Below are 14,639 nucleotides of genomic sequence, written 5' to 3'. Positions count from 1 at the left end.
GCCCGGCACCGGCTCGGGGGCTGGGTGTGACACCGGACCGGTTCTGCACGTCCGACCAGTGGAGCATCCTGGCGTCGGCGGCGTCGTACTCGAACCTCGCCGGTGTTCTCGGCGGCTTCCTCATCGCCGCGATCGCCCTGCTGTTCGACCGCAGCAGCCGGGAGGCCGTGCACACGCTGGCGTTGTTCGCGGGCGCGGTGTTGATCCTGATGCTGAGCAGTTTCGTGTTCAGCCTCATCACCGGCACGCAGGTCCCCGAAGGCCACGATGCCCGCGACGCCTGCGCCATCGCCTGGACCCAGGGTGCGGTGTCGACGGCCATGCTGGCGGCCGGCACCACTGCGCTGTTCGGTGGGCTGGGCTGGATGCTGGCCGCACACGCGATCAACAAGGCCACCCACGCCGGCCCGAAAGACCTGCAGGCCTTCTGTTTCCTGGCCGATTTCGGGGGCTGGCTGACCTTCGCGGCGTCGATGGCCACCACCGTGATCCTGAGCGAAGTCTTGATCGACTACCTGCGGTTCATGTACGGCCACCGCCCCCAGCTGTGGACGGTCGCGTTGATCGTGGTGGCCGGCGCCGTCGTCATCGTGGTCGATTTCGTGCTGATCCTGCGCCGCACCCGCGCGCTGCGCCGGTCCATGCGCAATCCCGACGACGACACCAAACTGGCGCTGCGCTCGGTGCAGGTGGCCACCGTCGGCGTCGGGGTGCTGGCGGTGGGCGCGTGCTGGCTGGCGGTCAGCCTGGCGCGGTTACCCCGGGAATGGCTGACAGCGCCCAACGGGGTGTTCGTGGTGTTCGTGCTGGGGGTGACGTTCGTGTTGCCGACGGTCGTCTCGACGGCGATCTGCTACTCGGTGGCCAGCGCTGACGAAGATCAGGCGGTCAGTTCGGAGTAGGCCGCGGCCAGCAGCGCCGGGTCGGGGCCTTCCAGGCGACCCGGTTTGGCCAGGCCGTCGAGCACCACGAAGCGCAGCACACCGGCGCGGCTCTTCTTGTCGCCGGCCATGTACTCCAGCAGCTGTGGCAGTGCGTCGGCGTCGTAGCTCACCGGCAGCCCCAGCAGTTGCAGCACACTGCGGTGGCGGTTGGCGGTCGCGTCGTCGAGGCGCCCGGCGAGCCGGCCCAGTTCGGCGGCGAACACCAGCCCCACCGACACCGCGGCGCCGTGGCGCCAGCGGTAGCGTTCGCGTCGCTCGATGGCGTGGGCCAGGGTGTGCCCGTAGTTGAGGATTTCGCGCAGCGCCGATTCCTTCTCGTCGGCGGCCACCACTTCGGCCTTGACGGCGATGGAGCGCCGGATCAGTTCCGGCAGAACATCTTTCGACGGGTCTACCGCGGCTTCCGGGTCGGCTTCGATGAGGTCGAGGATCACCGGGTCGGCGATGAAACCGGCCTTGACGATTTCGGCCATCCCGGCCACCAGCTCATTGCGGGGCAACGTCTGCAGGGTCGCCAGGTCGACGAGCACCGCTTTGGGTTGATGGAACGAGCCGACGAGGTTCTTGCCCGCCTCGGTGTTGATTCCGGTCTTGCCGCCCACGGCGGCGTCGACCATGCCCAACAGGGTGGTGGGTACATGCACCACCGCGACACCGCGCAGCCAGGTGGCCGCCGCGAAACCGGCCACGTCGGTGGCCGCGCCACCGCCCAGGCTGACGATGACGTCCTGGCGGCCCACGCCGATCCGGCCCAGCACGTCCCAGATGAAGCCGACGACGGGCAGATCCTTACCGGCCTCGGCATCCGGGATCTCGATGCGATGGGCGTCGATTCCCTTGTCCACCAAGTAGCTTCGAATGGACTCGGCGGTCTGGGTGAGCGTCGGCTGGTGCAGGATGGCCACCTTGTGCGCGCCGCCCACCTGTTCGGCCAGTTCACCCAGCAGCCCGGTGCCGATCACGACGGGATACGGCGGGTCCACCGCCACGTCGACGACCACCGGGTGGGAATTGTCAGTCATTACGGGTCTCCGCGCGTCGCGCCGCGAGTGCGGCGGGGGTGGCTGGGGTCGGTGGTGTGCTGGGAGGTTTGTCGGCCGCGTTGTCTTCGGATGCCGAACGGTCACAGCGGGGCGGGTTCGGGGACAACCGCCACGGCGGGCGGCGACGGCGGCGCGCCGGCTTGGCGTTCGGGTTCTCCAACCTCGTCGCCAGGTAGCGCACCACCGCACCGGGGTTGCGTCGGTTGGTGTTGATGCGCATGGTGGCGACCCGCCGGTACAGCGGAACGCGCTCGCTCATGAGTGTGCGGTACTTCTCGGCGGCGTCTCCACCGGCCAGCAGTGGCCGCACCGCGCCGCTGGTGGTGCGCCGAATGCCTTCTGCGGCACCGATTTCCAGGAAGACCACGGTGTGTCCGGCCAGCGCCTCGCGGACACCGGGTGAGGTGACCGCGCCGCCACCGAGCGACACGATCCCGTCGTGCTCTGCCAGCGCGGTGCGGATGACGTCTTCTTCGATGCGCCGGAAGCCCGGTTCGCCGTCGGTCTCGAAGATCTCGGCGATGGTGCGGCCGGTCGTCTCGACGATCTGTGCGTCCGTGTCCAGCAGTGGAACACCCATCGCCTTGGCGAGGCGCCGACCGATGGTCGACTTGCCCGATCCGGGCATACCCACCAGAACAGCTTTGGGAGCCATGGTTCTAACCCTCCATGGCCTAACCCGAAGCCGTCACGGGTTCATGAGCGGCCACGGCGTTCAGGTAGGACTCGACATTGCGCCGGGTCTCGGCCAGCGAATCGCCACCGAACTTGGCCAGCACCGCGCGCGCCAGCACCAGCGCCACCATGGTCTCGACCACCACACCCGCGGCGGGTACGGCACACACGTCGGAGCGCTGGTGGATGGCCACGGCCTCGTCACCGGTGGCCATGTCGACGGTGGCCAGTGCGCGCGGCACCGTCGAGATCGGCTTCATCGCGGCGCGCACCCGCAGCGGCTGGCCATTGGTCATCCCGCCCTCGAGACCGCCGGCGCGGTTGGTGGAGCGGACCACACCGTCCGGGCCGGGGTACATCTCGTCGTGAGCCTGGCTGCCGCGCCGGCGGGCGGTTTCGAAGCCGTCGCCGATCTCGACGCCCTTGATGGCCTGGATGCCCATCACCGCGGCGGCCAGTTGGCCGTCGAGCCGGTTGTCGCCGCTGGTGAACGATCCCAGTCCGATGGGAAGGCCGCGCACCACCACCTCGACGATCCCGCCGAGGGTGTCACCGTCCTTCTTCGCGGCCTCGATCTCGTCGATCATCGACTGCTCGGCGGCCTTGTCGAAGGCGCGCACCGGGCTCTCGTCGATCTTCGGCAGATCGGTGGCCTCCGGCGGCGGGCCGGCATACGGCTCGGAAGCGCCGATGGAGATGACGTGCGAGACCACCTCGACACCGAGCGCCTGGCGCAGGAACTCGCGGGCGACCGTGCCGGCGGCCACGCGCGCGGCGGTCTCGCGGGCGCTGGCCCGCTCCAGCACCGGGCGGGCATCGTCGAAGCCGTATTTGAGCATGCCGGCGTAGTCGGCATGGCCGGGGCGGGGCCGGGTCAGCGGCGCGTTGCGCGCTACGTCGAGGTCCTCGTCGGGCACTGGGTCCGAGGCCATCACGGTTTCCCACTTGGGCCATTCGGTGTTGCCGATCTCGATGGCGATCGGGCCGCCCAGCGTGCTGCCGTGCCGTACGCCGGCCAGCACGGTCACCTGATCTTGTTCGAACTTCATCCGCGCGCCTCGGCCGTAACCGAGTCGACGACGGGCCAATTGGCCGGCGATGTCGTCCGACGTCACATGCACACCGGCGACCATGCCCTCGATGACAGCCACCAGTGCGCGACCATGAGATTCACCAGCAGTGGTCCAACGCAACACGGGTCCCATCCTCCCATGGCGGTTTCTGCAACTGGTAATTGGTGAATTCGGCGCACCCCCGGGTCCCATAGGATCTCTATCCGATGAGCGCCGCCGACGATCCTGCCGCGCGACTGCTCATACCGACGCTGGTGTTGCTCACCACTGTCACCGGGGTGGTCAGCAGCCTCGGCGCGCCGCTGGTGCCGACCATCGCCGTCGAGCTCGGGGTATCGCTGGGCGCAGCGCAATGGACGCTGACCGCGTCGATGCTGGCCGGTGCGGTCGCCACCCCGCTGATGGGCCGTTTCGCGGTGGGCCACCGCCGCCGGCCGGTGGTGCTCGGCGGTCTGATGCTCGTGGTGGCCGGCACCATCCTGGCCGCCGCGGCCCCGGCGCTGGCGGCGGTCTCCGACGATCTGGCGCTGGGAACCCTGATCGCGGGCCGGGTCGGGCAGGGTATGGCCCTCGGGCTGGCACCCCTGGCCATGGCCGTCGCCCGGGAGATCCTGCCGCCGGCACGAATCGGCCCGGTGATGGCGGCGCTGTCGGTGGGTACCGTCGCCGGGGCCGGGCTGGGCTACCCGCTGACGGCGGTGGTGGCCCAGGCCGGCGGTGTGGCGGCGGCGTTCTGGTTCGGCACCGTCCTCACCGCCGCGACCCTGGTACTGACCTGGCGCGAATTACCCTCCGCCGCACCGGTTCCGGCGCCGAAGGTGCGGACCTCGGAGGCGCTGATGCTGTCGGTGTCGACGCTGGCGCTGCTGCTCGGGATCAGCCAGACCACCACCTGGGGGTGGGCGGATGCGCGCACCCTCGGTCTGTTCGTGCTCGGCGGCACCGCGCTGGCGGTCTGGTTGCGGTTGACGCTGCGGCACACCGATCCGCTGGTCGATCTGCGGCTGGCGTTCGGCGGTGCCGCGGCCGCCCCGAACATCACCGGACTGCTGGCCGGCGCCGGCATGTACATGGGGCTCACGCTGTTGATGGTGCTGGTGCAGGTCGACACCCCGAGCGGCTGGGGTCTGGATCAGCCGGTGGCGATAGCCGGGCTGATGCTGGTGCCGTATTCGCTGATGAGTGTGCTGGGATCGCGGATCTCGCTGTGGGTGGGCCGGCGCGTGGACCCGAGCCGGGTTCTGCCGGTGGGCTGTGCCATCTACCTGGTGTCGACGATCCAGCTGATGCTCGCCCACGACCACGTGTGGCAGGCACTGCTGTCGATGGCGTTGGCCGGCCTCGGCAGCGGCAGCACCTTCGCCACCTTGCCGGTGCTGCTGGTACGCGCGGTGCCCGCCGCGGAGACCTCCAGCGCGCTGGCGTTCAACCAGGTGCTGCGCTACATCGGTTTCTCGGTGGGCAGCGCCGTCGGTGTGACCGTGCTGGCGCTGGTCAGCGGGCCGGTGCCCGACGAGCACGGTTTTGTGGCGGCCATGGCCGTCAACGCCGCGGTCTGGGTGCTCGCCATCCTCGTCGTCCTTCGTGCGATTTCGGCGCGCTCGTAACCGCTCAGCGGTTACCAGCGCGCCCAAATCACAAGGGACAGGCCCGTCGCCAGGCACATCGACGGGCCGTGCGGCACCACGCGGGCGCGGGTGACCAGCCCCAGCAGCACCGTCAGGACCGGGGCTCCGACAGCGGCCAGCGCCCACGCCTCGGCCCCGGCCGCACCCGTCACCGCACCCAAGCCGAGGGCCAGCTTCACATCCCCGGCGCCCAGCCCGCCGAGCAGGAACCCCACCAGGTAGACCCCGGCCAACGCGGCGGCACCCACCGAAGCGGCAACAAAGCGACCGTCCAGGTGGGCGACCAGCAGGAGCACGGCCGCGCCCGGCAGTGTCAGTGCGTTCGGCAATCGGCGCTGCCGCAGGTCGTAGCAGCTCAGCACCACCAGCCACCCCATCAGCATCACGGCCATGGCGGCACGTTAAGCCAGCGCGGCCGCCATCTGTGTGCGCGGAGCCGGTTGCCCTGTGAATTGTTCGACTTGTGCGAAGGCCTGGTGCAGCAGCATCTGCAAGCCGCTGACCACGCGGCCGCCCCCCGCGGTGACGGCCACGGCCAGCGGCGTGGGCCACGGGTTGTAGATGGCGTCGAGCAGCAGCGGCGCGGCCGACAGTGTCGCGGCGAACCCGGCGGCCGCCTCGGCCGGCACCGTGCTGACCACGGCCGAGGCCGAGGCCACCTGCCCGGCCAGCGCATCCTGGTCCAGCGGGCAGAACTCGGCGTCCACCCCGACCGTTGCGGCGATGTCGAGCAGTCGGCCCGCCTTGTCCGGGTTCCGCGCGGCCACCGCGATGTGCGAGACCCCCAGCGACACCAGGCCCACCAGCGCCGCCGGCGCGGTCCCCCCGGCACCGAGCAGCAGCGCCCGCCCGGCGAGCGGACCACCCAGCGCGCCGGCCACCCCGTCGATATCGGTGTTGTCGGCTCGCCAGCCGGACTCGGTGCGCAGCAGCGTGTTCGCCGACCCGACCAACTCGGCGCGCCGGGTGCGCTCCGTCGCGTAGGCCAGTGCCGCGAACTTGTCGGGCATGGTCACCGACAGCCCCACCCATTCCGGGCCGAGGGAGTCGACGAGACCCGGCAGCTGCTCGGCGGAGCATTCGATGCGTTCGTAGGTCCAGTCGTGCAGGCCGAGGGCGCGGTAGGCGGCCAGGTGCAGCTGCGGAGACCGGGAGTGTGCGATGGGCTGCCCGAGCACTGCAGCTTTGCGCGGCGTGGAGCTACCTGGCACTGTCCAGCACGCCGTTGCGCTGCGCGATCTCGATGTTGGCCAGGTGCTGCTCGTAGTCCCGGGTGAACAGCGTGGTGCCCTGCATGTCGATGGTCACGAAGAACAGCCAGTCCCCTGCCTCCGGCCGTTCGGCGGCGGCCAGCGCGGCTTCACTGGGCGAGCAGATCGGGGTGGCGGGCAGGCCCAGCGAGGCGTAGGTGTTCCACGGCGTCACCCGGGCGCGGTCGGCGTCGGTGGTCGCGACCTCCTGCCGGTCCAGCGAGTAGTTGACCGTCGAGTCGAACTCCAGCTTGCGGTTGGCGGCCAGCCGGTTGTAGATGACGCGCGCAACCTTCGGGAAGTCCTGCGGGAGTGACTCGCGCTGCACCAGTGACCCGACCACCAGCACGTCGTAGGGAGAGATGTTCATGGCGGCCGCGGTGTCGAGCAGGCCGCCGCTCTCGTAGCGGGTGGCACTGGCCGAGATCAGCGAACCCAGGATCTGATCCGGCGACGCCGACGGGTTCACGTTCCACGTCCCGGCGGCGATCAACCCTTCGAGCCGGCGATGGTCGGAACCCATCGCAGTGGCCGGTTCGACCGCCCACTGCGGCACCCGCAGCGCCTGCAGGCTGTCGGAGGAGGCGGCATTGCGCAACTCCTCGACCGGCACACAGGACCGCTCGCCGTCGAGGTCGGTGCAGGTGGCTTCAGAAATGAGAGTGATCAAGCCTTTGGTGACGGCGCCGGTGCGCACGTCGGTCATGTCGTCGAGCTGACGGCCCTCGGGGATGGTGAAGTTGCCGACCCGGTTGGCCGGGTCGACCAGCCTCTGCACGGCCGAGGACGCCGGGATCTCGGTGCGCACCTTGTAGAAGCCGGGCTGGATGGCCGCCATGGCCTGGTTGCCGCCGGCCGAATCGACGAAGCCCTGCACTCCTGCGATGACACCGGCGTCCAGCAGCGTCTGGCCGATCGCGGTGGTCGAATCTCCTTGGTGCACTTCGATCACCACGTCGCTGCCGCCGTCGCCGGTGTAATCCGACGGCGCGCCGAACATCGAGTGCCACAGTCGGGAGCCCAGGAAGACCGTCCCGATGACCACGGCGATGAGCACCGCGACCGAGAAACCGGCGACGATGCGCCGGCGGCGACGATTGCGTTCGGCGCGGATACGCGCCGCCCGGGTCATCCCGCGCCGGGGCGGGCCGACAGCCACGGGCTGTGCGCGATCGTCCCAGTCCTCAGCCATGATTCGCCTCCGGTGTGACTCCCCCCGGCTGTTCGGTCAATAACGTACGTCGCTGGTCGAGCCACCCCTGCAGGATCGCCACCGCTGCCGCCTGGTCGACGACGGACCGCTGACTCCTGGCCCGGACGCCGGCCTCACGCAGGGACCGTTGGGCCGTCACCGTGGTGAGGCGCTCGTCGGCCAAGCGCACTGGCACGGGGGCGATCCGTTCGGCCAGCAGGTCCGCGATCTCGATCGCATCCACCGCCGAGGTGCCGGCCCGGTCGGCCAGTGTGCGCGGTAACCCGACGATCACCTCGACGGCTTCGTACTCCTGGACCAACTGGCGCAGCCGGCGCAGATGCCGGCCCGAGCGTTCCCGGCGAACGGTTTCCACCGGGGTGGCCAGGATCCCGTCTGGATCGCAGGTGGCCACGCCGATGCGGACGGTGCCGACATCCACGCCGAGCCGGCGCCCACGGCCGGGGTCATCACCGCCGGGCCGGTCGGGCAGCCGGTGCTCGCTGGAAGTCACTGCGGATTAGCTCCGGGCGACTTCCGCGCGCAGCGCCTCGAGTGCGGCGTCGATCCCTGCGGCGTTCTTGCCGGACCCCTGGGCGAGATCAGGCTTCCCGCCGCCGCGGCCATCCACCGCCGACGAGATGACCTTGACCAGGTCACCGCTCTTGAGGCCCAGATCCTGCGCGGCGTTGTTGGCCGCCACCACGTACGGCACGGCGCCACCTTCACCCTCGGCGATCAGCGCCACCACGGCTGCTTCGTTGCCCAGTTTGCCGCGGATGTCTCCGATCAGCGAGCGCAGATCGTTTGCGCTCATCTCCCCCGACATCCGCTGCGCCACGAGACGGACCTTACCGACGCGCTCGGCGCCCGCGGCGGCATTGACCGCCGCCGAGCGTGCCGTGGCCAGCCGGACCTTCTCCAGTTCCTTCTCCGCGACGCGCAGCCGCTCCACCAGGTTGGCCACCCGGGCGGGCACCTCTTCCGAGGGCACCTTGAGCGACGACGCCAGTCCGGCCATCAACGCGCGTTCCTTGGCCAGGTGCTTGAACGAGTCCAGCCCGACGTAGGCCTCGACACGGCGCACGCCGGAGCCCACCGACGACTCGCCCAGCAGGGTCACCGGACCGATCTGTGCGGAGTTGTGCACGTGGGTGCCGCCGCACAGCTCCAGCGAGAAGGGCCCGCCGATCTCGACCACGCGCACTTCGTCGGGGTAGGCCTCGCCGAAGAGCGCCATGGCGCCCATCGCCTTGGCCTTGTCCAGTTGGGTGTTGAAGGTGTTGACCGCGAAATCTGCTTCGACCGCTTCGTTGGCGACGATCTCGATCTCGTTGCGCTGTTCCTCGGTGAGCCCGCCCTGCCAGTTGAAGTCGAACCGCAGGTACCCGGGCCGGTTCAGCGATCCGGCCTGAACCGCGTTGGGCCCCAACACCTGTCGCAATGCTGCATGCACCATGTGGGTGCCGGAGTGGCCCTGGGTGGCGCCGTGGCGCCACGTGGGGTCGACGTCGGCGGTCACGGTGTCGCCCTCGACGAACTCACCGGACTCGACGTTGACGCGGTGCACGAACAGCGTCTTGGCGATCTTCTGCACGTCGGTCACCTGGGCGCGAGCGGCACCGCCGGCTCCGGAGAGGGCGCCGATGTCGGCGATCTGGCCGCCGGATTCGGCATACAGCGGGGTGCGGTCCAGAACGATCTCCACCCGGTCGGGGGCTCCGTCCGGGCCACCGTGGGCGACGACGGGCACCCGCTTGCCGTCCACGAAGATGCCCAGAATCGTTGCCTGCGAGGACAATTCGTCGAAACCGGTGAACTCGGTGGGGCCGGCGTCCACCAGCTCGCGGTAGGCGGACAGGTCAGCGTGGGCGTGCTTGCGGGCGGCGGCGTCGGCCTTGGCGCGCTGCCGCTGCTCGTTCATCAACTCCCGGAAACCGGCCTCGTCCACGGAGAGTCCCGCTTCGGCGGCCATCTCGAGGGTGAGATCGATCGGGAAGCCGTAGGTGTCGTGCAGCGTGAAGGCGTTGGATCCCGACAGCACCGTGGCGCCGGCGGCCTTGGTGGACTGCGCGGCGTCGTCGAACAGCTTGGACCCGGCAGCCAGCGTGCGGTTGAATGCCGTCTCCTCGGCCACCGCGATGCGGTTGATCCGGTCGAAGTCGGTGACCAGTTCCGGGTACGACGGGCCCATCTCGTCGCGCACCGTGGTCATCAGCTGGCTCATGATGGGCTGCTCGACGCCCAGCAGCTTGGCGGCGCGGATGATCCGGCGCAGCAGGCGGCGCAACACGTAGCCGCGGCCCTCGTTACCGGGGCTCACGCCGTCGCCGATGATGATCGCCGCGGTGCGGCTGTGATCACCGATGATGCGGTAGCGGACGTCGTCGTCGTGGTTGCCTGCGCCGTAGCCGCGCGGCGCGATCGAGGCCACCAGGTCGATGACCGGGCGCACCAGGTCGGTCTCGTAGACGTTGTCGACGCCCTGCAGCAGGCAGGCGATGCGCTCCACGCCCATGCCGGTGTCGATGTTCTTGCGCGGCAGCGGGCCCAGGATCTCGAAGTCGTCCTTGCTGGTGCCTTCCCCGCGCTCGTTCTGCATGAACACGAGATTCCAGATCTCGATGTAGCGGTCTTCGTTGGCCTCGGGACCGCCGCCGACGCCGTACTCGGGACCGCGGTCGTAGTAGATCTCCGAGCACGGACCGCACGGCCCGGGGATGCCCATGGACCAGTAGTTGTCCGCCATGCCACGACGCTGGATCCGCTCCAGCGGCAGGCCCGCCACTTCCTGCCAGATGCCGATGGCCTCGTCGTCATCGAGATAGACCGTGGCCCAGAGCTTTTCCGGATCGAACCCGTATCCGCCCTCGGACACCGGGTTGGTCAGCAGACTCCAGGCCAGCTCGATGGCGCCCTTCTTGAAGTAGTCACCGAAGCTGAAGTTGCCGGCCATCTGGAAGAAGGTGTTGTGCCGGGTGGTGATGCCCACCTCGTCGATGTCGGGGGTGCGGATGCACTTCTGCACACTGGTCGCCCGGTCGTACGGGGGCGTGCGCTGGCCCAGGAAATAAGGCACGAACTGCACCATGCCGGCATTGACGAACAGCAGGTTGGGATCGTCGAGGATCACCGAGGCGCTGGGCACCTCGGTATGGCCTGCCTTCACGAAGTGATCGAGGAACCGCTTCCTGATCTCGTGTGTCTGCACGTCGTCACTTCCTGTTCGCACACCGACCGAGGTGCGCACTCGTCACGGGCGGTTCACCCGCCCTGTTCAAACGCCTAACAGTACCGGTCAGGCCTCGTGCCGCGAAAAGGCGCGGCGCACGTCACCCGCCGAGAAAGCTCAACCGCACCGACCGTCGCGGGTTGTCTCGGTTGAGGTCCACGAGCACCACACTCTGCCATGTGCCCAGCAGGGGCGTGCCGCCCTGCACCGGCAGCGTCACCGACGGCGAGACGAGGCCCGGCAACACATGGTCGGCGCCGTGACCGGGCGACCCGTGTGAGTGCCGGTACCGGTCGTCGCGGGGCAGCAACCGTTCGAGGGCATCCACCAGGTCGTCATCCGACCCAGCCCCGGTTTCGATGATGGCCACCCCCGCGGTGGCGTGGGGCACGAACACATTGCACAACCCGTCGGCGTGCCGGCCGCAGAACCGCCGCACCTCGTCGGTGAGGTCGACGAGGCGGCTGCGGCTGGTGTCGATCTCGAGCAGGTCGGTGTTCACCCCACCAGCCTACGAAGCAGCGCCCAGCGTTAATTTTCGGACGCGTTTATTCGACCGGGGCCCAGGGTATGCGGGCTTCACCGCAACTCAGCGCGTCTCCCTGGAGGAAACATGACAGTCACCGGCATCATCACCGCCATCATCATCGGCGCAGTCGTCGGCCTCCTCGGCCGCCTGCTGCTGCCCGGAAAACAGCCCATCGGCGTGCTGCTGACGATCGTCGTCGGCATTGTCGCCGCACTGCTGGGTACCGCGCTGGCGCGGGCCATGGGAATCGCCACCGCCACCAGCGGTGTCGACTGGATGGAGCTCCTGGTCCAGGTCGTCCTCGCCGTGGTCGGCGTGGCACTGGTGAGTGCACTGAGCGCCCGTCGTCGAGGCGGAGTGGCCCGGCGCTAGACACAGCCCCGCATTCCATCCCGGCTGACGTTCCCTCCCCGGAGCGTCAGCCGGGATTTATGTTTTTCCGGTGGCTCACAGCTGGGTCAGGAGCGCGTCCAGCTTCTCGTAGCCCTCTGTCATGCCGCCTTCCATCCCGGAGTTCAGCAGACCGTCGCGCGCCTCCAGCGTCGGGCAGATCGAGCGGCCCCGCAGCCGGCTGCGGCCGTCGCCGAGGTCGTCGAACCACAGGTATTCGATGTTCACGCTGTCGGGCGCACCCTCGAATTCGAAGGTCTGGATGATGAGTTCGCCGGTGCACACCTTGTGGAACGTGCCGTTGAAGGCATACGCACCCGACTCGTCGGAGTGCACGTACCGGTAGCCGCCGCCGGTGCGGAAGTCCCAGTGCTCCAAGGACATCACCAAGCCCCGGGGTCCTATCCACTGTGTGAACAGGTCCGCCTCGGCGTGGGTCCGGAACAGGGCGGTCACGGGTGCGTCGAACTCCCGGGTGAACTCCATCGCCAGTGTGTCCACCGGTGCGGTGAGGTTGAGCGCGTTCGTCATCGGTTTTCCTCCTCGGTCATCGCCGCCAGCAGTGCGTCGAGCCGGCGGTAGTTGCGTTCGGCGTCGAGCCGGTATCTGTCCAGCCATCCGGTGAGTCGCTCGAGCGCCGCGGCGTCCAGATGCACAGGACGCCGTTGCGCGTCACGGCTCCGGGTCACCAGACCCGCCTGTTCGAGGACCTGGATGTGTTTGGACACCGCCTGTTTGGTGATGGAGAACGGCTCGGCCAGCTCGTTGACGGTGGCCGGACCGCGGGACAGCCGTGCCACCAGGGCACGACGCACCGGGTCCGCCAGCGCCATGAACGCCCGGTCCAGCCGCTCGTCGGACTCGCCTTCGACTTCTCCCAATTATCAACCTTATCATTGATCAACGAATTGGTTGATTACAAAGGTATGAGGCATCACCAGGCCTGTCAAGGGTGGTTCTAGGACAACGCGTCGCCGGGAAAACCGACGCAAGCGTGGATCTCGTAGACAAAGGTGCCCGCCTGCACCCCCGGATCGGCGTCCATCACGGTCTTCGTCTCCTCGACCGTGCCGGTGAAGACCGCGACACCGCAGAATTCGGAATCATCGGGGCAGGGCAACACGATGGCCAACGCGCCGGAGTCGCGGAGCCCGAAGTTGCGCCTGCCGTGTTCCCAGATCAGCGCACCGGCCTCGTCGTCGCGGAAATGCGGGCCGGCACGGAGTATCACGACGCTGTAGGGCCGCGCGGTGGCCAGCTGCTGCTGCATCTCGTCATCGGTGAATCGCCGCATGGTCACGATTTTCGCCTGCGGATGATGGCGCGCAGCCGTTCGACGCGCCCACCGATTTCCCGCTCCGCACCCCGCCCGACCGGGTGGTAGTAGTCCACACCGACCAGTTCATTGGGTGGATACTGTTGCGGCACAACACCATCGGGGTGATCGTGCGCGTACCTGTACCCCTGGGCGTTGCCCAGGGCCGCGGCGCCCGAATAGTGCCCGTCACGCAGGTGCGGCGGCACCAGCCCGGCCTTGCCCGCCTTCACATCGGCCATCGCGGCCCCCAGCGCCATGGTCACCGCGTTGGACTTCGGCGACGTCGCCAGATGCACGGTCGCGTGCGCCAGCGTCAGCTGCGCTTCCGGCATGCCGATCAACTGCACCGTCTGTGCGGCCGCCACCGCTGTCAGCAGCGCGGTGGGGTCGGCCATGCCGATGTCCTCGCTGGCCAGGATCATCAGCCGCCGCGCCACGAAACGTGGATCCTCACCCGCGGTCAACATCCGCGCCAGGTAATGCAGCGCGGCGTCGACATCGGACCCGCGCACCGACTTGATGAAGGCACTGATGACGTCATAGTGCTGGTCACCGTCGCGGTCGTAGCGCACCGCCGCCTTGTCCAGTGATTGCTCGATGACCTCGACGGTCACCCGCTCCCCCGTCTCGGCGGCCACTTCGAGCGCGGTCAGCGCGCGCCGGGCGTCCCCGGCCGACAGCGCCACGATGAGTTCGACGGCCTCGTCGTCCACCGCAACGGCGCCACCGAGCCCGCGGGGGTCCTCGATCGCCCGCCGCAGCACGGTGCCGATATCGGCCGGGGTCAGCGGCTGCAGTTGCAGGATCAGCGACCGTGACAGCAGCGGCGCCACCACCGAGAACGACGGATTCTCCGTGGTGGCGGCGACCAGCAGCACGATGCGGTTCTCGACGGCCGCCAGCAGGGCGTCCTGCTGGGTCTTGGAGAACCGGTGTACCTCGTCGATGAACAGCACGGTCTGCTCGCCGCGCATCGCCGAACGCCGCGCCACATCGATGACGGCCCGCACCTCTTTGACGCCGGCCGACAACGCCGACAGTGCCTCGAAGCGCCTGCCGGTGGCGTGCGAGATCAACGACGCCAGCGTGGTCTTGCCGGTGCCGGGCGGGCCGTACAGGATCAGGGAAGCCGCCCCGGAGCCGTCGACCAGGCGCCGCAGCGGCGAACCCTGCTGCAGCAGATGCTGTTGGCCCACCACCTCGTCCAGCGACCGGGGACGCATGCGGACCGCCAGTGGCGCATTCGGGGGCGGCTCAACCGGCCCCGCACCGGCATGCGGGGGCTCAGGACCTCCCAGGTCGAACAAGCCGTCGGACACTGTTCAGGATTATCACGCTTTCCGGACAGACTGCGACGCGCGGCTG

General features: G+C 69.0%; 16 protein-coding genes. 3 read left to right on the top strand and 13 right to left on the bottom strand.

Translation table 11 applies throughout. From position 1 onward, the window contains the following. Positions 1 to 26 precede the first annotated feature (26 nt). Positions 27 to 902 (top strand): hypothetical protein, encoded by an 876-nt coding sequence (locus tag NL241_RS15955; protein ID WP_494398048.1) that lies wholly within the window; start codon positions 27 to 29, stop codon positions 900 to 902. On the opposite strand, the gene aroB is transcribed toward NL241_RS15955, so the two are convergent. The 3 genes from aroB to aroC are packed head-to-tail and all read right to left on the bottom strand — an operon-like array spanning position 881 to position 3,858. Next, on the bottom strand, positions 881 to 1,966 hold the full coding sequence (gene aroB, locus NL241_RS15950) for a 3-dehydroquinate synthase (RefSeq protein WP_494398047.1): 1,086 nt from the start codon (positions 1,964 to 1,966) through the stop codon (positions 881 to 883). The two genes, NL241_RS15955 and aroB, sit on opposite strands and share 22 nt — an antisense overlap. Continuing rightward, the gene (locus tag NL241_RS15945; protein ID WP_487693552.1) at positions 1,959 to 2,642 is read right to left on the bottom strand and encodes a shikimate kinase; all 684 of its coding nucleotides are present in this window, start codon (positions 2,640 to 2,642) and stop codon (positions 1,959 to 1,961) included. Before NL241_RS15945 ends, aroB begins: the two co-directional genes overlap by 8 nt. Positions 2,643 to 2,661: 19 nt before the next feature. After that, positions 2,662 to 3,858 carry a chorismate synthase gene (aroC, locus tag NL241_RS15940; RefSeq protein WP_494398046.1) on the bottom strand — a complete coding sequence of 399 codons (1,197 nt, stop codon included), beginning with the start codon at positions 3,856 to 3,858 and terminating at the stop codon, positions 2,662 to 2,664. 83 nt (positions 3,859 to 3,941) lie between these two features. Here aroC and NL241_RS15935 point away from each other — a divergent pair, with 83 nt between their 5' ends. Next, positions 3,942 to 5,342 (top strand): MFS transporter, encoded by a 1,401-nt coding sequence (locus NL241_RS15935; protein ID WP_494398045.1) that lies wholly within the window; start codon positions 3,942 to 3,944, stop codon positions 5,340 to 5,342. 11 nt (positions 5,343 to 5,353) lie between these two features. Here NL241_RS15935 and NL241_RS15930 read toward each other — a convergent pair whose 3' ends face one another. The 6 genes from NL241_RS15930 to NL241_RS15905 all read right to left on the bottom strand — a co-directional run bounded on the left by NL241_RS15930 (position 5,354) and on the right by NL241_RS15905 (position 11,539). Beyond that, positions 5,354 to 5,755: a prepilin peptidase gene (locus NL241_RS15930; RefSeq protein WP_494398044.1), complete on the bottom strand. Its 402-nt coding sequence runs from the start codon at positions 5,753 to 5,755 to the stop codon at positions 5,354 to 5,356. 9 nt (positions 5,756 to 5,764) lie between these two features. Next, positions 5,765 to 6,574 (bottom strand): shikimate dehydrogenase, encoded by an 810-nt coding sequence (locus NL241_RS15925; protein ID WP_494398043.1) that lies wholly within the window; start codon positions 6,572 to 6,574, stop codon positions 5,765 to 5,767. Further along, positions 6,564 to 7,805: an endolytic transglycosylase MltG gene (locus NL241_RS15920; RefSeq protein ID WP_487693547.1), complete on the bottom strand. Its 1,242-nt coding sequence runs from the start codon at positions 7,803 to 7,805 to the stop codon at positions 6,564 to 6,566. Before NL241_RS15920 ends, NL241_RS15925 begins: the two co-directional genes overlap by 11 nt. After that, positions 7,798 to 8,319 carry a Holliday junction resolvase RuvX gene (gene ruvX / locus NL241_RS15915; protein WP_487693546.1) on the bottom strand — a complete coding sequence of 174 codons (522 nt, stop codon included), beginning with the start codon at positions 8,317 to 8,319 and terminating at the stop codon, positions 7,798 to 7,800. The genes NL241_RS15920 and ruvX overlap by 8 nt, the downstream gene beginning before the upstream one ends. Before the next feature lie 6 nt (positions 8,320 to 8,325). After that, positions 8,326 to 11,016, bottom strand: a complete 2,691-nt coding sequence (alaS, locus tag NL241_RS15910; RefSeq protein WP_487693544.1) for an alanine--tRNA ligase — start codon at positions 11,014 to 11,016, stop codon at positions 8,326 to 8,328. Between the two features lie 121 nt (positions 11,017 to 11,137). Further along, positions 11,138 to 11,539 carry a secondary thiamine-phosphate synthase enzyme YjbQ gene (locus NL241_RS15905; protein WP_494398042.1) on the bottom strand — a complete coding sequence of 134 codons (402 nt, stop codon included), beginning with the start codon at positions 11,537 to 11,539 and terminating at the stop codon, positions 11,138 to 11,140. Positions 11,540 to 11,650: 111 nt separating this feature from the next. Between NL241_RS15905 and NL241_RS15900 the strand changes: the two genes are divergently transcribed. After that, entirely contained in the window at positions 11,651 to 11,938 is a 288-nt protein-coding gene (locus NL241_RS15900) for a GlsB/YeaQ/YmgE family stress response membrane protein (RefSeq protein WP_487693542.1), read from the top strand. Between the two features lie 75 nt (positions 11,939 to 12,013). Here the strand turns inward: NL241_RS15900 and NL241_RS15895 are convergent, their stop codons facing one another. The 4 genes from NL241_RS15895 to NL241_RS15880 all read right to left on the bottom strand — a co-directional run bounded on the left by NL241_RS15895 (position 12,014) and on the right by NL241_RS15880 (position 14,593). Then, the gene (locus tag NL241_RS15895) at positions 12,014 to 12,487 is read right to left on the bottom strand and encodes an SRPBCC family protein (RefSeq protein ID WP_494398041.1); all 474 of its coding nucleotides are present in this window, start codon (positions 12,485 to 12,487) and stop codon (positions 12,014 to 12,016) included. Then, entirely contained in the window at positions 12,484 to 12,789 is a 306-nt protein-coding gene (locus NL241_RS15890) for an ArsR/SmtB family transcription factor (RefSeq protein WP_487693710.1), read from the bottom strand. The genes NL241_RS15895 and NL241_RS15890 overlap by 4 nt, the downstream gene beginning before the upstream one ends. Before the next feature lie 125 nt (positions 12,790 to 12,914). Next, positions 12,915 to 13,250, bottom strand: coding sequence for a hypothetical protein (locus NL241_RS15885; protein ID WP_494398040.1), 336 nt, complete (start codon positions 13,248 to 13,250; stop codon positions 12,915 to 12,917). A 2-nt stretch (positions 13,251 to 13,252) separates the two neighbouring features. After that, complete coding sequence (locus tag NL241_RS15880; RefSeq protein WP_494398039.1) at positions 13,253 to 14,593, bottom strand: replication-associated recombination protein A; 1,341 nt, start codon at positions 14,591 to 14,593, stop codon at positions 13,253 to 13,255. Positions 14,594 to 14,639: the final 46 nt, after the last annotated feature.

This window comes from Mycolicibacterium sp. SMGY-1XX, from assembly GCF_059132455.1.
Note: the sequence above shows the minus strand (reverse complement) of the source record. Positions and strands in the feature narration are given on the sequence as shown.